14 protein-coding genes are annotated in these 21749 nt (G+C 70.3%); 7 read left to right on the top strand and 7 right to left on the bottom strand.

The features are described 5' to 3' along the window. Nucleotides 1-9: 9 nt before the first annotated feature. Complete coding sequence (locus NR792_RS15865) at nt 10-1350, bottom strand: MFS transporter (RefSeq protein WP_375760870.1); 1341 nt, start codon at nt 1348-1350, stop codon at nt 10-12. A 167-nt stretch (nt 1351-1517) separates the two neighbouring features. Between NR792_RS15865 and NR792_RS15860 the strand changes: the two genes are divergently transcribed. The 4 genes from NR792_RS15860 to NR792_RS15845 all read left to right on the top strand — a co-directional run bounded on the left by NR792_RS15860 (nt 1518) and on the right by NR792_RS15845 (nt 9111). Next, complete coding sequence (locus NR792_RS15860; RefSeq protein ID WP_375760869.1) at nt 1518-2786, top strand: serine/threonine-protein kinase; 1269 nt, start codon at nt 1518-1520, stop codon at nt 2784-2786. A gap of 43 nt (nt 2787-2829) precedes the next feature. Further along, entirely contained in the window at nt 2830-3897 is a 1068-nt protein-coding gene (locus tag NR792_RS15855; protein WP_375760868.1) for a PEGA domain-containing protein, read from the top strand. 174 nt (nt 3898-4071) lie between these two features. Further along, nucleotides 4072-6096: a TonB-dependent receptor plug domain-containing protein gene (locus tag NR792_RS15850; RefSeq protein WP_375760867.1), complete on the top strand. Its 2025-nt coding sequence runs from the start codon at nt 4072-4074 to the stop codon at nt 6094-6096. A 69-nt stretch (nt 6097-6165) separates the two neighbouring features. After that, nucleotides 6166-9111, top strand: coding sequence for an SNF2-related protein (locus NR792_RS15845; protein WP_375760866.1), 2946 nt, complete (start codon nt 6166-6168; stop codon nt 9109-9111). Nucleotides 9112-9136: 25 nt separating this feature from the next. Here the strand turns inward: NR792_RS15845 and NR792_RS15840 are convergent, their stop codons facing one another. From NR792_RS15840 to NR792_RS15820, 5 genes are all read right to left on the bottom strand, one after another. Beyond that, nucleotides 9137-9487 (bottom strand): DUF2019 domain-containing protein, encoded by a 351-nt coding sequence (locus tag NR792_RS15840; protein ID WP_375760865.1) that lies wholly within the window; start codon nt 9485-9487, stop codon nt 9137-9139. Next, a complete protein-coding gene (locus NR792_RS15835; protein ID WP_375760864.1) occupies nt 9487-10920 on the bottom strand; it encodes a hypothetical protein in 1434 nt (477 codons plus the stop codon). Before NR792_RS15835 ends, NR792_RS15840 begins: the two co-directional genes overlap by 1 nt. A 115-nt stretch (nt 10921-11035) precedes the next feature. Beyond that, a complete protein-coding gene (locus tag NR792_RS15830; RefSeq protein WP_375760863.1) occupies nt 11036-12349 on the bottom strand; it encodes a hypothetical protein in 1314 nt (437 codons plus the stop codon). Between the two features lie 224 nt (nt 12350-12573). Further along, complete coding sequence (locus NR792_RS15825; protein ID WP_375760862.1) at nt 12574-13677, bottom strand: winged helix DNA-binding domain-containing protein; 1104 nt, start codon at nt 13675-13677, stop codon at nt 12574-12576. Between the two features lie 23 nt (nt 13678-13700). After that, nucleotides 13701-14663, bottom strand: coding sequence for a TIGR03885 family FMN-dependent LLM class oxidoreductase (locus NR792_RS15820; protein ID WP_375760861.1), 963 nt, complete (start codon nt 14661-14663; stop codon nt 13701-13703). A 156-nt stretch (nt 14664-14819) separates the two neighbouring features. Here NR792_RS15820 and NR792_RS15815 point away from each other — a divergent pair, with 156 nt between their 5' ends. Then, nucleotides 14820-16484, top strand: a complete 1665-nt coding sequence (locus NR792_RS15815; protein ID WP_375760860.1) for an alpha-amylase family protein — start codon at nt 14820-14822, stop codon at nt 16482-16484. A gap of 43 nt (nt 16485-16527) precedes the next feature. Here NR792_RS15815 and NR792_RS15810 read toward each other — a convergent pair whose 3' ends face one another. Next, entirely contained in the window at nt 16528-19149 is a 2622-nt protein-coding gene (locus NR792_RS15810; RefSeq protein ID WP_375760859.1) for a M12 family metallopeptidase, read from the bottom strand. A 112-nt stretch (nt 19150-19261) separates the two neighbouring features. Here NR792_RS15810 and NR792_RS15805 point away from each other — a divergent pair, with 112 nt between their 5' ends. Both NR792_RS15805 and NR792_RS15800 read left to right on the top strand, forming a co-directional pair. Further along, nucleotides 19262-20038: a CPBP family intramembrane glutamic endopeptidase gene (locus NR792_RS15805; protein WP_375760858.1), complete on the top strand. Its 777-nt coding sequence runs from the start codon at nt 19262-19264 to the stop codon at nt 20036-20038. Between the two features lie 49 nt (nt 20039-20087). Continuing rightward, a complete protein-coding gene (locus NR792_RS15800; protein WP_375760857.1) occupies nt 20088-21749 on the top strand; it encodes a DUF262 domain-containing protein in 1662 nt (553 codons plus the stop codon).

The raw sequence follows: 21749 nt of genomic DNA, 5'->3' as shown, positions 1-21749 counted from the left end.
CACCCGCGGTCAGCGCGACGGCGCGGCGTGTTCGTCCGGCTGGCTGGCGCGAGCGGTGAAACCCCGGAAGAGCAGCAGCGACACCACGAGCCCCACCGCGCAGACACCGGAGACGTAGTGCGCGGGCGCCAGCGGGCCCTCCTTCAGCGCGAGCGTGACGGCGAGCGGCGTGAGGCCGCCGAACAGCGCGTACGCCACGTTGTAGGAGAAGGAGAGGCCGGAGAAGCGCACCGCCGGGGGGAAGGCCTGCACCATCACGGCGGGCACCACGCCCGCCACGCCCACGCAGAACCCCACGCCCGCGTAGAGCGGCACCAGGTGTTCGGGCGCGCTCGCCACGCCCCGGTAGAACAGCTGCGCGGCCACGAGCAGCACGCCCGAGCCGATGGCCATGGCCCGCGTCGCCCCCAGCCGGTCCGCGAGCAGCCCGTAGCAGACGCAGCCCACGGTGAGCGTCAGCGTGGCCACGCTGTTGGCCGCCAGGGCGCGCGCCATCGGGATGCCGTGCAGCTGCTGCATCAGCGTGGGCGTCATCAGGATGACCACCACGATGCCCGCGGTGAGCACCCAGGTGAACAGCATGGAGACGACGACGGCGGGCGCGTGGCCCCGGAGCGCGGCCTTGAGCGGCAGCTCCTTCACCAGCGCCTTCTTCTGACGCATCTCCTCGAAGACGGGCGTCTCCTGGAGCCAGCGGCGCAGGAACACGGCGAGGAAGCCGAACACGCCGCCCACGACGAAGGGCACGCGCCAGCCGTACGCCATCACCTGCTCCGGCGTGAAGACGGTGTTGACGAGGGTGGCCACCAGCGACCCCAGGAGGATGCCCAGCGTGAGCCCGGAGGTGAGCGTCCCGCACGCCAGCCCCACGCGGTGCTCCGGCACGTGCTCGGAGACGAACACCCACGCGCCCGGCACCTCCCCGCCCACGGCCGCGCCCTGCAAGAGCCGCAGCACGAGCAGCGCCAGCGGCGCCGCGTACCCCGCGGTGGCGAACGTGGGCAGCAGGCCCATGCACAGCGTGGGCACCGACATCAGGAAGACGCTCAACGTGAACATCCGCTTGCGCCCGGTCCGGTCCCCGAAGTGGGCCATCACGATGCCGCCCAGGGGCCGCGCCAGGTAGCCCGCCGCGAACAGGCCGAACGTCTGCAGCTGCCGCAGCCACTCCGCCGTCTCCGGGGGGAAGAACAGCTTCCCCATCACCGACGTGAAGAACACGAAGATGATGAAGTCATAGAACTCCAGCGCGCCCCCCAGCGCCGCCAGCCCCAGGGTGCGGACGTCCTGGGCGGTCAGGGGACGGGGAGCGGCCAGCGGGGACGGGGCGTCAGAGGAGGGGGTCGCCATGCGCGTGAGGACCGGGAGGATATGCCGGGACACCTGCCCGGCCCCCATCCGTTACGTTGTTAAAGCGTATTCACCGTAAAACCTGTTGACACGGCGTGCGAAACTTGTGAGCCGGGCGTGTCATCGGTATCTTCCCGGAATTACGAGTTCCGTCCGGGGAGTACAATTTGGACAGGGTTGATACCGCGACGCCTTCGCCGGCCGCACCCGGGGTGGACAGCCGCTTCGGGAAGTACCGCATGGTGCAGCGGCTGGCCGCGGGCGGCATGGCGCACATCTTCCTTGCGACGCTCGACGGGCCGGACGGCTTCTCCAAGGCGTGCGTCATCAAGCGCATCCTGCCGGAGTACGCGAACCTGGAGCCCTTCGCGCGGATGTTCGCGGACGAGGCGAAGGTGGCGGCGCTGCTGACGCACCCGAACATCGTGCAGGTGTTCGACTTCGGGAAGATCGACGGTCAGTACTACCTGGCGATGGAGTGGATCCAGGGCCAGTCGTTGGATCGCATCATGCGGCACGCGGCGGCGCACCACATGCCGCTGGGCCCGCGCGTGACGGTGGACGTGGGCATCGCGATGTCGGACGCGCTGACGTACGCGCACGCGAAGACGCTGTCGGACGGGACGCCGCTGAAGCTGGTGCACCGGGACATCACGCCGGGCAACGTGCTGGTGTCGCGCGACGGCATCGTGAAGCTGGCGGACTTCGGCATCGTGAAGAGCTCCGTGAACCTGGAGCGCACGGTGGCCGGGGTGGTGAAGGGCAAGTACGCGTACATGTCCCCGGAGCAGATCACGAACCGGGAGCTGGACCACCGCTCGGACCTGTATTCGCTGGGCATCGTCCTCTATGAGCTGTCCACCGGGCGCCGGCTGTTCAAGCGCGACACGATGGAGGCCACCATCGTGGCCGCGTCGCAGGGGGACGTGCCGCCGCCGTCGCAGGTGGCCCCCGGCTTCCCGCCCGAGCTGGAGCGCATCCTCCTCAAGCTGCTCGCGAAGGACCCGGCGCAGCGCCACCAGACGGCGCGCGAGCTGCACGACGACCTGGAGCGCTACCGCACGGCGCAGCACTGGACGTCCGGTGGCCGGGAGCTGGCGACGCTGATGGCCACGCTCTTCCCGCCGGATGCCTCCGGCCGGGTGTCCACCGCGGTGGCGGTGCCGGGCTCCATGCCGGGCTCCTCCAGCCTGGTGGGCTCGGGCCTCTCCAGCGCGCCGCCGGCGGCGATGCCGGAGCACGCGGTGGAGCTCCAGGAGTCCAGCGCGCTGGTGCCCACCGGCGTGCTGCCGCGAAGCACCGGGACGGGGTCCACCACGGGCGTCGTTCCGTCGCCGGAACAGCCGGACGCGCCCGGAGCGTTCCCCTGGGGGCTGGCCGCCGCGGCGGGGGTCGCGCTGGTGGGCAGCGCGGTGTTCTGGCTGTTCATCGCGTGAAGGGCGGGCGCATCGTGTCGTCGTGGGAAGCGGGACAACGAACGTGAAGAATCAGAAGACCTGGGTCGCCGTCATCCTGCTGGGCGCCGTGGCCGTGAACGCCGGGGCGTACTGGGTGGTCCGCTCGCGCAAGGCCGCGCAGCCGGAGCCCGTCGCCACGCGGCCCCCCGTCCCCACGCCCGACGTGCTCCCTCCGCCGCCCGTGGCGCCGCCGTCGGAGGACGCGAACGCGGGGCTCGTCCGGGCGCTGCGCGCGTCCGGGCTGGCCGCGCTGGAGGACCGCGACTACGACCGCGCGGTGGCGCAGTTCACCGAGGCGCTCAAGCTGCGCCCGAACGACAAGGACAGCGACCTCGCGCGCCTGCTGGGCATCGCCACCGACCTGCGCTCGCGCGACCAGTCCCGGACCGCGCAGGCGCCCACGGCGCGGGAGCCTTCACCCCCGCGCGCGCCGCCCCGCACGCGCGCCGCGAAGCTCGCCGCCGCGCGGGCCGCCCGCGAGCAGCAGGCCGCGCAGGCCGCTCCGCAGGAGGAGGCGAAGGGCGGGCTCTTGCTGGTGACGTCCACGCCGCCGGGGCTGGTGGTGATGGTGGACGGCAAGGCGCTGGACCTGACGCCCGCGCGGCTGCAGGTGTCCGCGGGCACGCACCGCGTGGTGCTCGCGCAGGGCGACCGCCGCCTGTACGAGGAGACGGTGGAGGTGGACGGGGACTCGGTGCGCTCGCTCAACCGCGACCTCACCGCGGAGCTGACGCCGTCCGCGCCGAAGCCGGCCGCGGTGCCCGTGGTGGCGGTGGTGCCCGCCTCGCCCGCTGGCGCGAGCGCGGCGCCCGTGGGTGGGCCAGCCGCGAACACCCCGGAGCCCACGGTGCCGCCGGAGCCGTCCGTGGCGAAGGCCGCCGTGGCGCAGCGGGGCGACCTGGAGGTGACGTCGCCGGGGCTCTACGGCGAGGTGTGGATCAACGGCCGGCCGTATGGCTTTCCGCCCATCTCCGCGCAGGCGCTGCCCTCCGGCCCCGCGCGCGTGGAGGTCCGCGTCAACGGCGAGGTGAAGCGGCGCATGACGGTGGAGGTCGAGCCGGGCCGCAGCACCCGCGTGCGCGTGAAGTGAAACAAGGCTCACGCCCGCATCCGACGCACTGCGCGTAATCCCAGAACTTTCGGACGGTGCTGGAGCCGGTACACTCGTTTTCACGCGGAGGCTGTCTCCCCCCCGGGACAGGGCCCGCGCCCCCCACCTTCGAGAGGGTCGTTTCGTATGGGCTTCACCAGGCACGGGCGTCGTGTGTGTGTATGGCTTGCGCTGCTGGGCGCGGGCACGGGCTTCGCGCAGACGGAGCCCACGCTGGACCCCGGGCCGCCGGAGACGCCCTCCGTGGACGCGCAGCGCGAGGCCCAGCTGGAGGACGAGCCGGAGGTGCACAGCCAGGTGGCGTCCTTCGCCATCACCAGGCTGCACGACTCGCCGGCGGTGGTGACGGCCATCACCGCGGAGGAGATTCGCGCCTCCGGTGCGCGGGACCTGATGGACGTGCTGTTGCAGGTGCCCGGCTTCTTCTTCGGGGTGGACGTGCAGGGCACGGTGGGGCCGGGCTTCCGGGGCCTGTGGGGCCAGGAAGGCAAGGTGCTGCTCATCATCGACGGCAAGGAAATCAACGAGCAGCTCTACTCCACGATGCAGCTGGGGCACGAGTTCCCGGTGGAGCTGATTGAGCGCATCGAGGTGGTGCGCGGCCCCGGCTCCGTCATCTACGGCGGCAACGCGGAGCTGGCCGTCATCAACGTCATCACCCGGGGCATCCAGGGCAGCACGGACGCGCTGGCGGTGGGCACGTACGGGCAGCTGTCGCACGGCAACGGCCGCCGCAGCCTCACGCTGTCCGGGCGCAAGGTCTTCGAGAGCGTGCCGGGCCTGAGCGCCTTCGCCTCCGCGTCGCTGGGGCAGGGGCAGCGCAGCGACGCCGTCTTCGACGACTTCTACGGCGGCTCCGCGAGCATGAACGGCGCGTCGCGGATGGATCCCACGGTGGTGCAGGCCGGCGTGGGCTACCGCGACCTCCAGCTGAGCGTGCTGTACCAGCGCCAGGACACCACGTCCGTGGTCTCCGTGGACGAGGTGCTGCCCGCGCCCGCGAACACCGACTTCGAGTCCTTCCACGCCGAGCTGAGCGACCGCTTCCGGCCCACGGACCGGATTGAAATCATCCCCCGGCTGAACCTCACCCTGGGCGAGTCCTACCGGGACTCCGACGAGTCGTCGGACTTCTTCTACGACAAGCGCTACCGGCGCCTGCGGGGCCGGGCCCTGGCGCGCTGGGCGGCGTTCGACTTCCTCCAGCTCACGGGCGGCGTGGACCTGGCGTTCGACCAGGGGCAGCTGCGGGGCCCCGCGGGCATCGGCCTGCAGGAGCCCTTCAACGGGGACGAGGACGTCGTCTCCTACCGCAACGTGGCGGGCTTCGTGGAGGCGTACTCGGACAACCCCATCGCGACGGTGGTGGCGGGCGCGCGCTTCGAGGACCACAGCTTCTTCGGCAGCTCGTTCGTGCCGCGCCTGGTGCTGCTCAAGTCCTTCGGGCCGGTGAGCGGCAAGGCCCTCTACAGCCGCGCCTTCCGCGCGCCGGGCATCGAGAACATCTCCCTGGGCGAGGACGTCCGGCCGGAGCGCACCACGGTGTACGAGCTGGAGGCCACCGTGCGCCTGGGCGAGGGCCAGAGCTTGAGCGCCAACGCCTTCGACGTGGGCATCACGGACCCCATCATCTATTCGTACGACGTGGACACGGGCTCGGAGGCGTACCGCAACCTGGGCCGCCTGGGCAGCCGGGGCATCGAGCTGGACTACCGGCTGCGCGGGCCGTGGGGCCGCGTGCAGGCGGGCTATTCCTTCTACCGGCCGGGCGGCCGCAACGACGTGGAGGACTACCTGGTCCCTGGCGAGCCCGATGCCTTCACCGGCCTTCCCACGCACAAGGCGACGCTCTCGGGCACGGCGAAGGTGCTGCCGTGGCTGTCCGTCAGCCCCACCGCCGTGCTGGTGGGCCAGCGCTTCGCCGTGGGCGCACCGGACGAGGAGGGCGTGTCGGAGGTCCAGTCGCTGACGCCCCGGCTGCTGCTCAACCTCTTCGTGCGCGCGGAGAACGTGGGGACGAAGGGCCTGGAGATTGGCGCGGGCGTCTACAACATCCTGGGCAGCGACTTCCGGGTGGCCCAGCCGTACAACGGCGGCCACGCGCCCCTGCCGGTGTTCAGCCGGGAGTTCCTGGTGAAGCTCACGTACCTCTTCGAGCCGTCGTACGACGACGAGTAGCCTGTCCGTCAGACGGAGCGCATCCGACGTTGCGCAAGGGCGTGGCGGGGCGTAGGGAAGCCGCCTGCCATGTCCGAGAACACCCAGCTCCTCGAAGCCGTCCGGAAAGAAGCCAAGCCGGGACTCTGGTCCCGGGGCGTCAGCCTCGCGCGCGACGGGGCCGTGGCGCTCCAGTCGCGCACGGCCTCGGAGATCGAGCTGCGCGTGAAGGTGACGGGACGGGCGGTGGCCTTCACCGTCGTCCTCTACCCAGGCGACGAGGCGTGGGAGTGCGACTGCCCCAGCCCCGTGGACCCGTGCGAGCACGTGGTCGCGGCGGCCATCTCCCTGGACAAGGCGGAGAAGCAGGACGCGCCGCTGGAGGCGGTGGCGGAGCGCTGGTCGCGCGTGGTGTACCGCTTCACGCGCGTGGAGGGCGGGCTGCAGCTGCACCGCGTCCTCGCGCACGCGGACGGCACGGAGGAGCCGCTGGAGGACCTGACGGGGCGCATCGCGAAGCCCCAGGGCGGCGTCACGCTGCAGGTGGAGCAGGTGGACCTGGTGATGGAGCGCCTGCTGGAGCGCCGCACCCGGGGGCCGCTGCTGGCGGAGAAGCTGGACGCGCTGCTGCGGGCGCTGGAGCCCGCGCGCAACGTGCTGCTGGATGGCCGGCCGGTGGCGGTGTCCAGCGAGGTGCTGCCTCCGCGCGCGAAGGTGGAGGACCGGGGGCAGCAGTGGGTCATCACCATCACGCGCGACCCGCGCATCACGGAGGTGGTGAGCCCCGGCGTCGCGCTGACGGCGGAGTCGCTGGTGCGCCTGGGCGAGACGGCGATGACGGGCGCGTGGCTCCAGCACCTGCCGCTCGTGCGCACCTATTCGCCGGAGCAGCTGGGGGAGCTGTCCGCGAAGATTCTGCCGGAGCTGGCGCGGCGCATGCCGGTGGACATGAAGAGCCGCCGCCTGCCGCCGCTGGACCGCGACCTCAAGCCGCGCATCCTGCTGGAGCTGAACCAGCTCACCCAGGGGCTGTCGGTGCTGCCCACGCTGGTGTACGGCGCGCCGCCGTCGGTGCGCATCGACAACGGGCGCATGGTGTACCTGCGCGGCGCGGTGCCGCTGCGCGACGAGGCCGCGGAGCAGAAGTTGCTCCACCAGCTGCGCGACGAGCTGAACCTGGTGCCCGGCCGCAGGCTCACGGTGCAGGGCCCGGAGATGATGCGCTTCGCGGACAAGCTGCGGAAGTTCCGGGGCGACCTGGGCGGCGACGCGGCGGGCATCGTCAGCCCGGACATGCGCCTCAAGCCGTCGCTGCGCGTGGAGGGCGGCGCGTCCGGCGCGGGCGTGCCGGAGGTGTGCTTCACGCTGGAGTTCGAGGTGGAGGGCGGCAAGGGCGGCGCGCGCACGGTGGACGCCGCGGCCGTGGTGCGGGCGTGGACGGAGGGACTGGGGCTGGTGCCGCTGGACGGGGGCGGCTGGGCGCCGCTGCCGCGCGCGTGGCTGGACAAGAACGGGCAGCGCGTCGCGGACCTGCTGGCCGCGCGCCAGGCGGACGGGCGCGTCGCGAACCACGCGCTGCCGGAGCTGACCCAGCTGTGCGAGTCGTTGGACCAGCCGCCGCCCCCGGGCCTGGACAAGCTGGCCCCGCTGGTCGAGGGCTTCGAGAAGCTGCCGCCGCCGGTGCTGCCCGCGGAGCTCAACGCCACGCTGCGCGCGTACCAGCAGCAGGGCGTCAGCTGGCTGTCGTTCCTCAAGGGCGCGGGGCTGGGCGGCATCCTCGCGGACGACATGGGTCTGGGAAAGACGCTCCAGACCATCTGCATCCTGGGCCCGAAGTCGCTGGTGGTGTGCCCCACGAGCGTGCTGCCCAACTGGGTGGCGGAGCTCCAGCGCTTCCGGCCGTCCCTGAAGGTCTGCGTGTACCACGGCCCCGGCCGCAAGCTGGACCCCGCGGCGGACATCACGCTCACCACGTACGCGCTGTTGCGCCTGGACGCGCCGGTGCTGGGCGCGCCCACGTGGGAGGCGGTGGTGCTGGACGAGGCGCAGGCCATCAAGAACCCGGAGAGCCAGGTGTCGCGCGCGGCGTTCGGGCTCAAGGCGAACCTGCGGCTCGCGCTCAGCGGCACGCCGCTGGAGAACCGCCTGGATGAGCTCTGGAGCCTGATGCACTTCACCAACCCGGGCCTCCTGGGCGGCCGCCGCCAGTTCGAGGAGAAGACGGCGCAGCCCATCGCGGACGGCAAGCCGGGCGCGGCGGAGGGCCTGCGCCGCCGCATCCGTCCGTTCATCCTGCGCCGCCTCAAGAAGGACGTGGCGCCGGAGCTGCCGCCGCGCACGGACTCCGTGATGCACGTGCAGCTGGATGAGCGCGAGCGCTCCGTCTACGACGCGGTGATGGCCGCGACGCGCGCGGAGGTGGTGGCGCTGCTCAACGAGGGCGGCAGCGTGCTCAAGGCGCTGGAGGCGCTCTTGCGGCTGCGGCAGGCGGCCTGCCATTCCGCGCTGGTGCCGGGCCAGCACGCGAAGACGTCCTCCAAGGTGCAGACGCTGGTGGACGCGCTGGAGACGGCGGTGTCGGAGGGCCACAAGGCGCTGGTGTTCTCGCAGTGGACGTCGCTGTTGGACCTCATCGAGCCGGGCCTCAAGGAGGCGGGCATCGGCTTCGAGCGGCTGGACGGCGCGACGGCGAACCGCGGCGAGGTGACGTCCCGCTTCCAGGGACAGGACGGCGCGCCCGTGCTGCTGATGTCGCTGAAGGCGGGCGGCACGGGCCTGAACCTCACGGCGGCGGACCACGTGTTCCTGATGGACCCGTGGTGGAACCCGGCGGTGGAGGCGCAGGCGGCGGACCGCGCGCACCGCATCGGGCAGGAGCGGCCGGTGATGGTCTACCGGCTGGTGTCCCAGGGCACGGTGGAGGAGAAGATTCTGGGCCTCCAGGAGAAGAAGCGAGCCCTGTTCGAGGCCGCGCTCAGCGAGGCCTCGGGCGCCGCCGCCATCACCCGCGAGGACCTGCTCCAGCTCTTCGCGTGAGGCGTTCCTTGTTACAGGGTACTCATCAGGAAGGGTCGAGAGCCCACGAACCATTCTGCCAATTCCGCAAGGTTTGCTGGGCTCCAAGGGCCGCTAGACCTTGGCCCTTTGCTGCATCTTCCAGAACCGCTGTGGCTTCGGCGGTCTTATGCCGAAGCAGGAACGCAGCAGCAGTGACCCTGACATCCATACGGGCATGCGAAAAAAGTGCTGCCAATGCGTCGCGGCCCGCATCGCCCCTCTCGCGCAACGACATGAACGCGGCAAGCGCCTTTTCAGCGTGCTTATTGCCCGCCCTTGCATCCCCCCGGAGGATGCAGTCCGTCTGCGCCGCGATGTTCTGGGCGAATTCCTCTACGAACTTTTCAAGCGACATCACCAGACCCCATTTTTCACGTTCTCAATGGCCCGAAGGCCGAAGTCACGTTGAACTTCGAAGGACTGAGTGCTCAACCATTCTCGCACTGTCTTGAAGGTGTTGGTGATGTCGAATCGCTTCGAGGAGAACAGGGCGCTGACTCCAGCGTGAAGCCCCTTGTCGAGCGGGATGACGTTCTCACGGTTGTGGAGAGCCTGTGGCCCGAAGCGAGCCGCGTTTCCTTCCGTCTGCTCCACGATGTGATGCCACTCCTTTCCATCACCAGCCGGTCCCATGGCCCGTTTGAAGGACTTGAAGGACGAATAGCCCTTCGGTCCACTCGACGGCGCGGTCTCCTGTGAGTCCCCACCGCCACCACCTCCCGAGCCCGCTGCGTCATCGACTCGCTGGAGAATGAGGGTGGCCCCAGGTCCTCTGCTCAATACCAACGCCACGCGCCCTGCTGGCACTGCGATGCGCTCCAACGCCAGCGTGCCCTCCGCCGACAGCGAGAGCACCGGCACCGAGACTTCCGCTCCGATCGCCATTCCCTTCAGGGGCCGCGTGGTGGCCGATGCCGCTCCTCCGGTGATGAGCATGCCCGTTGTCAGCCGCGACACTTCGCGGATCTGCTCGCCACGGGTCATGGACTGGAAGCGCTCCCAGTACATGGGCGATGACGCGATGAGCGCCGCCACACCCGCGGGCAGGTGGCTCAGCCCCGCGATGCTGTCCACGGGATGCATGAGCAACTGGCCCAGCGCGTGGTACAGCTCCGCGAACGCATCCTCGGCTCCATCCAGGGTGCGGCTGACGACGTCCGCGTCGTCGTACACCTCGGCCAGGGGACGCCAGTCCGTAGCCTGGAACTGCGCGTCCACGGCCCGGAAGACGCCGCCCTTGCCGCTGTAGAAGCGGCCCAGTTCGAAGCCATGCGCGCGGAAGGCGCCGTCCTTCCATTCAACGGGTGCAACCTTCTGCTGCGTGCGCCCGGTGAGGGCCCACGCCAGATAGCCGTCGGGTCGCAGCACCGCGATCTGCTCCTGGGAGAGGCGCTCCACCCGCCCCAAAAGCTCCTGCCTCGTGACCTCGCCGCCCTCCAGCACCTCGCGCAAGACGAAGCCCGCCACCATGCGAGGCGGGAAGGTGCTTAACGTGACGGGCTTGCCCATCAGCACTTCCATCAGCCGCGCCGCTTGCGTGGGCGTCAACGCTCCACCCAGGGGGCGTTCGTCCCGTGCCTCCAGCCCCGCGTTCGTCAGCAACTGATCCCAGGCATCCGGTTGCACGTCGTCGGGACGGGTGTTGCCCGCCATGGCCACCGCACGGACAGGACTTGCCCCCGTCATCACTTCGCGCACGGCCTTGCGGCGGTACAGGGGCGGCGCTGCTTCACGGTGCGTGACGCTCGGCACCGGCGCGGATGCACGCGACACATCGTCGTTCGACACTCGCGCCGCAGGGGCGTCCGTGGCCGTGCTGGATGTGTAGCTCAGCGTCCGTCCGGGCCCGGCCGGCAACGAGGCGCAGCCAGTGAAGAGGAGGGCCACGCACGCAAGCAGGGCGTCAACGCGCATTGTCCGCTCCCAGGCCCACCGACGCGAAAGCCCCTGGACGCAGCGTCCCGTCACCTTCCGAGAACAACAGCGTCCCCCCCGTGGCCACCGCATAGAGCTTCCCCGCCAGGATTCGCCAGCGCGCTTCCGCCGCGCCCAGATAGCGCGCCCCGGGTTTGCCCATGCCTACGCCGAGCCCCATCACCGCGACCTCCAGGCTGCGCTCCAGGAGTTGCACCGCCACGCGGCCATCCGCATCCAGGCGGCCCCAGGAGAAGGCTTCCGCGCTCAGCGATAGCGTCAGGTGCCGTTGCAGGCCGCGATAGCCCACGGCATCCCAACCCACCCGCGCTTCCGCCTGGAGCGAGTACCCGTCCGGGAAGCGAGCAGTGGCCAACGGCACGCCCTCCGGGGCCACTGACTGGAAGCGCGCCAGTTCGTAGTCGGGACCGAAGAAGCCCTGCCGGAAGCCACCATGCTGCCTGCGTGCCTCCAGGCGCAGCGATACGTCCCGTGTCGGTGTCACCGCATCCGCCCCCACGCCCAGCACCGCGCCCCAGGCGCCTCCGACGCCCGGTCGTCCTCCCCAGCCCGCCAAGAGGTGCGCTTCCAGGCCCGGACGCCTGAGCACCACCGCCGTTCCGTCCAGGTGCGCCAACGTCACGGACGGCGCATTCCCTCCGGCCCGTCCCCAGTCATGCACGGCGGAAACAGCGAGTGAGTAGCGTCCCGGTGTGTGACCGGATCCCGAGATAACGCGTCCCACGTCCAGCGCGACCTCTCCCCCCATCAACCGCGCGCCCAGCACATCCGATGTGAAGGCTTCCGTGTAGAGCGGTCCCACAGTGCCCGTGAGGAAGCCGCCCGCCGGGTGGTAGTCAGGATTCGTCCGGTTGGAGTAGCGGCGCACCAGATGCCCCGACAGCAGGCTGTAGTCCTCCAAGGCACCCAGCCAAATGCCCACGGGCGCCGCGTTCGAGCCCAGCTTGAGGCCACGCACGAGCTGGCCCCAGTCGGAGAGCCGGTCCCAGTCCTCGCGACGCACGCGGCCCGGGCCGCCCCATGCTCGCAGTCGGATGGGGGCGCCCAGGTTGAGACCGAACTCCGGGCCGCCATCCAGGATGAGCGTGGGCTCCAGTTGGACGAAACCTTCGGTCTCACCGGGGCCTGAGCGCGGAAGGAGCGCGAGCGCCGCCACCTCCAGCCGTGCCAGTGAAGACCAGGAGCGCGTTGGCGGCGCAGGCTCGGAGTCGGAAGACGCCGCAGCCTCCCCTCGAAGAGGAAGAAGCCATAGCCACAGCACCGCCCACCCGCGGTTGTCCATCGCTCGCGCCTCCTGGCTGCACTCCGGTGCGGGTGCAGAGCCCGGTCATAACCGCCGGATCCGACACCTCGGCCCGCAACCGGGCGATGGAGGCCTCCCAGGGCATGTGAGCAGTCGAAAATCAGGGCTTCAGATTGGCTGCCGTCTCCCAGCCCGGTGCGCTTCAGGGCCTGGCACCGTCGTCACCTCGTCTGGGTGGCGCGTCGCCGTGATGACTCCCGGCACTACTTCGCGAACGTCACCGCCACCTTCGCGGCCTCCGGGTCGCTGAAGCGCAAGAGGTCCTCCCCCTCCTGCACCAGCGCCTCCTTCGCGGCCTTGTTCACGGGCTCGAAGGGCTTGCACACCAGCGTCGCGGTGCCCTTCTTGCGCTCGGTGCTCCAGGAGCCCGCGACGTAGCCGTCCACCAGGAACACGTTCAGCACGCGCAGGTTCTTGGTGGACAGCTTCTCGCGGTGTTCCTCCGGGACGACGCGGGTGCGGTCCGCGTGGGACAGGATGAGGTTGTCGAAGTCCGGCAGGAAGCGCACCGGCGCGGGCGCGTCCTCGGGCGGGCGCGGGGCCTTGGGCAAATCAAAGAGGATGCGCTTCTTCTCGTCGCGGAACTCCACCAGCTTGCCTCGCACCTTCTCGAAGGCGTCCTTCAAGGGCTTGATGCCGGACCAGGCCTGCATGTCCGCCACCGTGGCGGGACCGAAGGCGGCCAGGTAGCGCAGCACCAGCGGGGACGCGTCCTCGTCGGTGGAGAGCTTCTCGCCCAGCCAGGACTCCGCCAGCGTGAAGCCGGAGCTGCCGGGCCAGCCCCACTCCAGCCCCTCCTCGGGGACCTGGACGAGCGGCAGCATCATCCGCGCGGCGAAGCCCATGGCCCGCTCGTCGCCATCCACGTGGTGCTTCAGCAGGTGCGCGCGCACCTCCTCGAAGGTGCGGGGCTGCTCTTCGAGAAAGGGCTTCGCGGTGGCCAGTAGCGCGGGCAGGTCCAATGCCGTGGCGCGCTCCTTCAGCACGGAGCCCATGGCCGCGTTGAGCAGGGGCTGGAAGAGGCCGCGATAGCGCAGGTAGTCCTTCGCGGTCATCAGGTGCAGCGTGCCGCGCATCATCGTGCCGCGCGCCAGCTCCCGCTTCAGCGCGAGCTTCGTGAGCTGTTCGCGCTGGAAGCCCTGGAGTCGCGACCACAGGGCCAGGTACGGCGGACGCGCGAGCTGCGCCTGGAGCCCCACCAGGTGCTCGATGGCGCGAGGCACGGTCAGCTTCTCGCGCGTGAGCAGCAGCTGGCGCGCGAGCGTGGCGCGGTTGAGGGCCTGCGTGGACAGGACGTCGCTGGGCATGCGCCCGAGCATAGCCAGCGGCGTCAGCGTGCGAGGGCGGGAATCACCTTCTCGCCGAACGCGTCGATGAACGCGTCCTGGTCGCGGTTGACGTTGTGCAGGTACAGCCGGTCGAAGCCCAGGCGCAGGTCCTCTCCCAGCCAGTCCAGGTGCTGCTGGAGGCTGCTGGAGACGCGCAGCGGGCCGTCCAGGTCGTGCGGCTGCACCACGCTCGCGGCCTCCGCGAACTGCGCGGGCGCGCGCAGGTCCGTGAGGACGCTGTTGCTGAAGATGTTGGACGCCCACTGGTTGTACGCGCCTTCGCGCGCCAGCTCGTCGTCCTTCGCGTAGGACAGCTGCACCTTGAGGAACAGGGGCTTGCCCTCGCCGCCGCCCTTGCGGAAGGCGTCCACCACCTTGCGCAGCTCCTCCGGGGGCCGGGCGGTGGTGATGAGGCCGTCCGCCCAGCTGCCCACCCACTCGGCTGTCTTGGCCGTGACGGCGGCGCCCACGAGCAGGGGCATGTCCTTGGGGCGCGTGTAGAGCTTCGCCTCCTCCACGGTGACCAGGCCCCGGTGCGTCACCGTCTCGCCGTGGAAGAGGGCGCGCATGATGTCCACGCACTCCTTCAGGCGCGCGTTGCGCAGGTCCTTGGCGGGCCAGCCGGTGCCGGTGATGGCTTCGTTGAGGTACTGGCCGCTGCCCAGCGCCATCCACGCCCGGCCGGGGAACATCTCGTTCAGGGTGGCCAGGGCCTGCGCGACGATGGCCGGGTGGTAGCGCTGGCCCGGCGCGGTGACGGAGCCGAAGGACAGCCCGGTGGTCGCGAGCGCCGCGCCCATGAACGCCCAGGCGAAGCCGCTCTGGCCCTGCGCTTCGGTCCACGGGTGGAAGTGGTCCGAGTTGAGCGCGGCCTGGAAGCCCGCGGCTTCCGCCTTCTGGGACAGGCGCAGGAGCTCGCTGGGGGGAAACTGCTCGTGTGACGCGTGGAAGCCGATGAGTGGCATGCGGGCGCCACCCTGGAGCGGGAGCGCTCCCGCCGCGAGGCCCGTCTTCGCGCGAGTGTTGGCTGAACGAAGCCTGACGGCCCCCAGGTGTGGGGTTCCGCACGGCGGGCTCATCCGAACGGCCGACGTCCGGGAGGGGAGGGCTAAACGGGAAGGATGATTGAAGACCTCTGGTACAAGAACGCGGTCGTCTACTGCCTCGACGTCGAGACGTTCATGGACGGCAACGGCGACGGCGTGGGGGACTTCACCGGCCTGCGCCGCAAGCTGGACTACCTGGCGGGCCTGGGCATCACCTGCCTGTGGCTGTTGCCCTTCCAGCCCACGCCCAACCGCGACAACGGCTACGACATCTGCGACTACTACGGCGTGGATCCGCGCCTGGGAGACCTGGGCGACTTCGTGGCCTTCACGCACGAGGCGAAGCTGCACGGCATCCGCGTCATCATGGACCTGGTGGTGAACCACACGTCGGATCAACACCCGTGGTTCCAGGCGGCGCGCAAGGACCCGGACAGCCGCTTCCGCGACTACTACGTGTGGGCGAAGAAGAAGCCCAAGGACGCCCACAAGGGCATGGTCTTCCCGGGCGTGCAGCCCTCCACGTGGACGTACGACAAGGAGGCGCGCCTCTGGTACTTCCACCGCTTCTTCGACTACCAGCCCGACCTCAACGTGGCGAACCCGGAGGTGCGCGAGCAGATCCTCAAGGTCATGGGGTTCTGGCTGGAATTGGGCGTGTCCGGCTTCCGCGTGGACGCGGTGCCCTTCCTCGTCGAGCTGAAGGGCGTGAAGAACCCGGACGTGAAGGACCCGTACAAGCTGCTGGAGGAGATGCGCGAGTTCCTGTCGTGGAGGAAGGGTGACGCCATCCTGCTCGCGGAGGCCAACGTCACCATGGACGAGGTGGTGGAGTTCTTCGGTGAGAACGACCGCATGCAGCTCGTCTTCAACTTCCTGGCGAACCAGAACTTCTACCTGGCGCTCACGCGCGGGGACGTGACGCCGCTGGTGCAGGCGCTGAAGTCGTCACCGAAGCTGCCGCACACGGCGCAGTGGGCGAACTTCCTGCGCAACCACGACGAGCTGGACCTGGGGCGCCTGTCGGACGAGGACCGGCAGGAGGTGTTCCAGGCGCTGGGGCCGGACAAGGGCATGCAGCTGTATGACCGGGGCCTGCGCCGCAGGTTCGCGTCCATGCTGGACGGGGACCGCCGCCGCATCGAGGTGGCCTACAGCCTGATGTTCACGCTGCCGGGGACGCCGGTGCTCTGGTACGGCGACGAGCTGGGCATGGGGGAGAACCTGGCGCTGGTGGAGCGGCAGGCGGTGCGCACGCCCATGCAGTGGAGCCCGGAGCCGCACGGCGGCTTCACGCTGGCCCAGACGCCGGTGAAACCCCTGGTGGCGGAAGGCCCGTTCGGCTTCCAGCAGGTGAACGTGGCGCAGCAGCGCCGCGACCCGGGCTCGCAGCTCAACTGGACGGAGCGCATCATCCGCGCGCGCAAGGAGTGCCCGGAGCTGGGGTGGGGCGCGTGGAAGGTGCTGCGCACGGGCAACAAGGGCGTGCTGGCCATCCGGTACGAATGGAAGGGCAACGCGCTGGTGGTGCTGCACAACCTGTCGTCCCGGCCCTGCACGGTGAAGCTGGACGTGGGCGGCGAGGAGCCCTGCACGCTCTTCAACGTGCTGAGCGAGGGCCACTCCAGGCCCGGGGACGACGGGCGCCACGTGCTCACGCTGGAGGGCTACAGCTACCGCTGGTTCCGTGTGGGCCTGGAGAACCCGGCGCGCAGGCACCGGACGGAGCCGCTGCCCTGAAGATGAGGGAAGCGGCCCCGCCGGTGTCACCGCGTCAGCGGCTTCAGTTCAGCTCCACCTTCTGGAAGAGCCGCTCCGGAGGGGCGGCGCCGTCGGAGAAGTCCAGGATGGTGGTGTAGTAGGTGGGGTCGCCCCAGGAGCCGTAGAGCACCTGGTCGTGGCCCAGGCCGCGGAAGTCACCCACCAGCATCCGGTTCGCCAGCAGCGTCGGGTAGTAGCTCACGCCCTGCGCTTCGCTGTAGCGGACCTCGGCCGGCGCGACGCCGTCGAAGAAGTCCGCGATGAGCATGGCCGTACCGGTGGTGCCGTTGTTCACCAGCAGCAGCTGGTCGTAGCCCAGGCCCCGGAAGTCACCCGCCGCCTGGTTGTCGTCCGCGTCCGTCAGACCGTCGAACAGCGTGAAGGCACCGGACGCCTCCACGTAGCGCACCTGCGCCGGCGCCACGCCCGTGCTGAAGTCGAGGATCTTCACCCGCGCGCCCGTGCCGGAGCGGTTGATGCAGAGCACCTGGTCGTAGCCCCGGTTCTGGAAGTCGCCCACGTAGAGCTTGTCGTCCGGCTCGGAGCAGTCCTCGAAGGAGTTCGGCGCGCTCCACGACTCGTGGTAGCCGGTCTCCGCGGGGACGGCGCCGTCGCTGAAGTCGTTGATCATCACCCGGCCCCCGACGCCGGAGCGGTTGAAGAACAGCACCTGGTCGTGGCCCCGGTTCAGGAAGTCACCGGCGAGCTGCGTGTCCTCCGGGTCGTGCCAGCCATTGAGCAGGCCGTTCTGTCCCCAGGACTCGAGGTAGCGCACCTCGGCGGGAGCGGCGCCGTCGCGGAAGTCGGTGACCATCACCCGGCCGCCCATGCCGTCGTTGTTGATGAAGAGCATCTGGTCGTAGCCCAGGCCCCGGAAGTCACCCTGGAGCTTGATGTCGCTGGGGTTGTGCCAGCCGTCCAGCAGGGGGGACACACCCCAGTTCTCCCGGTAGTGATAGTTGGGGAACCCGCCGGCGTTGACGTAGCCGGAGACCTCGACACGCGGGCCGTAGCCTGACCCGTCGATGGCGATGAGCTGGTCCGCGCCGCCCGCGCCCGCGAAGACGCCGGCCTTGTAGACGGACGGCATGGCCAGCCGGAACGTCTTGGGCGCGTTGCCGAGCAGCGGGCTGTGGCGGCCCTGCTGATCCAACGCGTAGATGCGCAGCGTGTGGTCCTGGCCGTCCACGTAGACGTCCGGGATGCGGAAGGAGAAGCCGTTGGCGCCGGACGCCATGGGGTAGGCGGCCTTCACGTCGGCGCGGTAGAGGTTCGCCACCACGTTGGCCACGGACGCCGGGTTGCCGTCGATGGAGTAGTAGACCGTGATGGACGCCGAGGGCGAGTCCAGGTCGAGCGCCCAGCCCGACACCGTGCCGTCGCCCGCGATGCTGTCGAGCGTGCCGAAGGCGCCCGGCAGGTTGAAGGTGCGCGGCGAGCCCGCGAGCAGCGGGTTGTGGAGGCCCTGCGCGTCGATCCCGTAGACGTACATCGTGTGGTTCTGGCCGTCGCGGTAGTACGCGGGCACCGGGAAGTAGAACCCGTGGTTGCCCAGGATGCCGTCGTGCGCGCTGTTGACGTCGCCGCGCGCGACGTTCGCGGTCGCGGCGCCACCGAACGCGCCGGAGCCGGACGGCCCGTCGATGTAGAAGTGCACGTCCACGGAGACCTCGGGCGACGCGGTGTCGAACGTCCAGCCCTTCACGTAGCCGGTGGAGGTGATCTCCTCGAAGTTGCCCTTCATCTCGCCCGGGTACATGGACGCGGCGGAGGCGACGTCGCCCGCGCTCAGGCCGATGCGCTGGCCAATGGCCTGGCCGCCCAAGGTGCGGATGGTCCGCATGGGGTTTCCGGTGACGGGGTCGGGCTTGCCGAACGCCGTGGCGCCGTAGTGCATGATGGACCCGTAGTCATAGGGCCCGAAGTTGTCGCCGTCGCTGATGTGCTGCTCGAAGTTGTGCTCCTTGCCGTCGAGGATGTTGTCCCAGAGGATCTCCACGAAGTCGTCGCGGAACTCGCGGCTCTGCTCGTGCCAGAAGCCGATGGCGTGCCCCAGCTCGTGGATGACCGCGCCCAGGCCGCACGCGCCCTCCAGCGTGATGTACTGCCGGCCACCCTGGCGGCCCACGGAAGACGAGCAGCCCTGGCCCTTCACGAAGTAGACGTGGTCGGTGGACGAGGGCGTGCTGGCGGAGACGGGCACGAAGCGCAGGCCCGTCTTGCGCTGCCAGTGCCGGATGGCGTCGTTGATGACGTAGTTGTCATCCAGCGAGCCGTAGACGTGCACGTACGGGACGACGCCGTTGGGCCAGCGCTTGCTGCTGCCGGTGACCTGGATGCTCTCCGCGGAGACGCGGTTGCCGGCCTGGGCCTTCACCTTCGGGGACTCGCGCTCCACGTCCTCCACGGTGCCCAGGATGATGTCGCCCTCGAAGAGGGCCAGGCCGTTGACGGCCTCGTACTTCACCTCACGGGCCTCGGCCTTGGGGCCGATGCGGACCCACGCGGAGCGTACGCCTGAGATGGCGGGCGCCTGCGGGGCGGGAGCCTTGGGTTCGGTGGTGTCCTCGGGGCGGCAGGCGGTGCCAAGGCAGGCCACGGCCGTGAGCGCCCGGATGATCCGGGCGTGATGGGTGATGCGCATGTGGGAATCCCCCTCGTTGGGAAGTCGCGGTGACTCGCGGTGCAATACGCAGGGACTCGCGAAAGCTGGCTGTGCGTTGGGGACGGTTCCCGCACTATGAGGTGCCTCCGCCATGAGCTCCGCACCTTCAGAATCGTCGCTGTCCTCGCGAATCGCGCTGCGCTCCGCGCTCGCGTTCGCCGTGCTGTACGCCTGCTACGAAGCGCCGGAGGGGATTGGCGGACGGCTGCTGGGGAACTTCGCGGTGACGGCGGTGCTGATGACGCTGTTCCACGCGGTGGCCTGGGGCGTGGGGCGGTGGCTGGGCTACCGCAATGGCTTCCATGCGTATGCGTTGGAGTGGCGCGGTTCCGCGCTCGCGCGGGCGCTGGCGGTGATGCTGGTGCTCAAGCCCGTGTCCGTGCTGGTGGGCGTAGCACTGGGCGTGATGCGCGTGCAGCCCCTGGACACGCCCGTGATGGGCACGGCGCTGCTGGTGGCGGTGCTGGGCGTCGCGGTGTCCACGTTCGTGCCGTCGGTGGCGGAGGACATCGTGGCGCGAGGCTTCTGGTACCGCGCGTGGCCCGTGGCGGGGCAGGGGGCGGGCTACGTGGCCCTGTCCGCGGGCGTGTTCGTGCTCACGCACGTGTACCGCCTGGGCAACGGTCCGCTGGAGTGGCTGATGTTGTTCTGCACGGGCCTGGCGTACGCGGCGGCGGTGGCCCGCACGGGCTCGCTGTGGGGCGCCGTGGGGCTGCACTGGGGATGGAACCTGGCGAACGGGCTGCTGGACCTGCAGCTGGACGTCAACGCGGTGGGGCAGGGCGGCCGCGTGCTGTCCGCCGCGACGGGACTGGTCGCGCTGGGGCTGGTGGTGCTGCTGCCGAAGCGACGGGACTCCACGGTGTAGGTGGCGGGTTCCGGAGCTTCGGGTTACAGACCGGGGGAGGAGGCTCGCGATGCCCGCTCCCCTGACGCGGCGCCCGGAGACGAAGTCGTTCAGCATCGAGGACCTGCTCGACCGCGTGCGGCGCGGCGAGGTGCGCATCCCCGACTTCCAGCGCCCCTTGCGATGGACCGCGGGCGACGTGCGCGACCTGCTGGACAGCGTGTACCGGGGCTATCCCATCGGGACGCTGTTGTTCTGGCGCCGGGATGCCCCCGCCGCCAGCGTCAGCTTCGGCCCCGTGCGCATCGACGCGCCCTCCACCAGCCAGGGTCTGTGGGCCGTGGACGGACAGCAGCGCGTGACGGCGCTCGCGGGCGTGCTGCTGCATCCGTCCTATGGGGACGACGCCGGGCGCGATGACTTCCACCTGTACTTCGACCTGGAGACGGAGGAGCTGCACCCGCCTCCGGAAGCCGGAGCGCCCCCGCCGCACTGGCTGCCGATGAACGAGGTGCTGGACAGCGAGTCCCTGCTCCACTGGCTCAACCGCTACCCGGACCGGGAGGCGCATCCGGAGCACCTGCGCGCCGCCATCCGCCTGGGCAAGGCGATCCGCGAGTACCAGGTGCCCGCCTACGTCGTGGACACGGCGGACGAGAAGGTCCTGCGCATCATCTTCAAGCGCCTCAACACCGCGGGCCGGCCGCTCACGGACGAAGAGGTGTTCAACGCGCTGTACGTGGGCTCGCGCTCGCTCAGCCTGGAGTCGGTGACGGAAGGGCTGCGGGAGCTGGGCTTCGGGAGCATCCCGGAGTCGCTGCTGCTGCGCGCAGTGCTCGCCGTGCGCGGCCTGGACTTCACGCGCGGCTACCAGGAGCAGCTCAACCAGGACGACGAGCTCACGGAGACCGTCCGCCGCACGGACCGGGCGCTCCGCGACGCCATCGTGTTCCTCAAGCGCGATGCGTTCATCCCGCACCTCAAGCTGCTGCCCGCGCCGGAGAACTCGCTCGTCCTCCTGACGCGGTTCTTCCAGCTGCACCCGGAGCCCTCACCGCGCTCACGGGAGCTGCTGTCCCGCTGGTTCTGGCGCCACATCGTCTTTGGCGGCTGGGAGCTGAAGCCCCCGGAGGCCCTGCAGGTCTTCGCGGCGATCCGCTCCGACGAGGAGCGCTCCCTCCAGACGCTGCTGGCGCAGGTGCCGCCTCCGCTCATCCGCTGGTGGATGGAGACCGGCCTGCCGGTCATGCCCCACGCCACCGTGCGGCCCCCGCTGGTCCTGCGCATCGCGATGCTGTCCCTCCAGCCGCGCCACCTGCTGACGGGCGCGGTGCTGGACCCGGCGGAGTTGCTGGAGCAGAGGGGCGAGGGCTTCCAGCTCCTCCTGCTCCCGGATGACGTGCGGTGGCGCACGCAGCGGGCCCAGGACCGCAGGACGGTCCGGCGCCTGATGGAAGGCACCTTCAACTACCTCTTCCATCCTCCGGTGGAGGGACGCTCCCTGCTCCAGTTGCTCGAAGCACAGCCGCCTCCGGGCGAGGAGTTGCTCCACAGCCAGGGGCTCACGGCGGAGGCGCTGGAGTCCTTGCGGCGCAATGACGGCGCGTTCCTCTCCCTGCGTCAGGCCGTACTGGAGCCCGTCCTGCGGCAGTTCATGGAGGCCCGGACGCGCTGGGACGAATCGGACCGGCCTTCGCTCCAGTCGATGATCATCGACGACGATGAGGACTGA

This window comes from Corallococcus exercitus (assembly GCF_042231735.1).
Classification (GTDB): Bacteria; Myxococcota; Myxococcia; order Myxococcales; family Myxococcaceae; genus Corallococcus; species Corallococcus exercitus_B.
Note: the sequence above shows the minus strand (reverse complement) of the source record. Positions and strands in the feature narration are given on the sequence as shown.

What these genes read in the sequence shown, in the direction of transcription:
- NR792_RS15810 (WP_375760859.1), bottom strand. Translation starts at nt 19,149, where the DNA reads ATGCGCATCACCCATCACGCCCGGATCATCCGGGCGCTCACGGCCGTG.
- NR792_RS15805 (WP_375760858.1), top strand. Translation starts at nt 19,262, where the DNA reads ATGAGCTCCGCACCTTCAGAATCGTCGCTGTCCTCGCGAATCGCGCTG.
- NR792_RS15845 (WP_375760866.1), top strand. Translation starts at nt 6,166, where the DNA reads ATGTCCGAGAACACCCAGCTCCTCGAAGCCGTCCGGAAAGAAGCCAAG.
- NR792_RS15830 (WP_375760863.1), bottom strand. Translation starts at nt 12,349, where the DNA reads ATGGACAACCGCGGGTGGGCGGTGCTGTGGCTATGGCTTCTTCCTCTT.
- NR792_RS15840 (WP_375760865.1), bottom strand. Translation starts at nt 9,487, where the DNA reads ATGTCGCTTGAAAAGTTCGTAGAGGAATTCGCCCAGAACATCGCGGCG.
- NR792_RS15815 (WP_375760860.1), top strand. Translation starts at nt 14,820, where the DNA reads ATGATTGAAGACCTCTGGTACAAGAACGCGGTCGTCTACTGCCTCGAC.
- NR792_RS15825 (WP_375760862.1), bottom strand. Translation starts at nt 13,677, where the DNA reads ATGCCCAGCGACGTCCTGTCCACGCAGGCCCTCAACCGCGCCACGCTC.
- NR792_RS15820 (WP_375760861.1), bottom strand. Translation starts at nt 14,663, where the DNA reads ATGCCACTCATCGGCTTCCACGCGTCACACGAGCAGTTTCCCCCCAGC.
- NR792_RS15800 (WP_375760857.1), top strand. Translation starts at nt 20,088, where the DNA reads ATGCCCGCTCCCCTGACGCGGCGCCCGGAGACGAAGTCGTTCAGCATC.
- NR792_RS15865 (WP_375760870.1), bottom strand. Translation starts at nt 1,350, where the DNA reads ATGGCGACCCCCTCCTCTGACGCCCCGTCCCCGCTGGCCGCTCCCCGT.